1 pseudogene is annotated in these 303 nt (G+C 73.9%); it reads left to right on the top strand.

Features of this window, described 5'->3' with window-relative positions:
• Positions 1 to 86 precede the first annotated feature (86 nt).
• Positions 87 to 303 (top strand): annotated as a pseudogene (locus tag PUR56_RS34255) (beta-ketoacyl synthase N-terminal-like domain-containing protein); the annotation flags it as partial.

Below are 303 nucleotides of genomic sequence, written 5' to 3'. Positions count from 1 at the left end.
GGCTGGCCGGGTTCCTGCTGGAAAGGCTCGTCGGCGGACGGGCTGCGGCGGCGGTACCGGCCGCTCCGGCCGCGCCGGTCACCGACGATCCGATCGTCATCGTCGGGTTGGCCTGCCGCTTCCCGGGCGGGGCCGAATCCCCGTAGGACCTCTGGGACCTGCTGGCCTCCGCGACCGTCGACATTGGCGGGTTCCCCACGGACCGCGGCTGGGACCTGGAAGCCCTCTACCACCCGGACCCGGAGCACCCCGGCACCACGTACACCCGGGACGGCGGCTTCGTGTCCGCCGCCGGTGAGTTCG

The sequence above is a fragment of the Streptomyces sp. BE303 genome (assembly GCF_036290945.1).
Classification (GTDB): Bacteria; Actinomycetota; Actinomycetes; order Streptomycetales; family Streptomycetaceae; genus Kitasatospora.
Note: the sequence above shows the minus strand (reverse complement) of the source record. Positions and strands in the feature narration are given on the sequence as shown.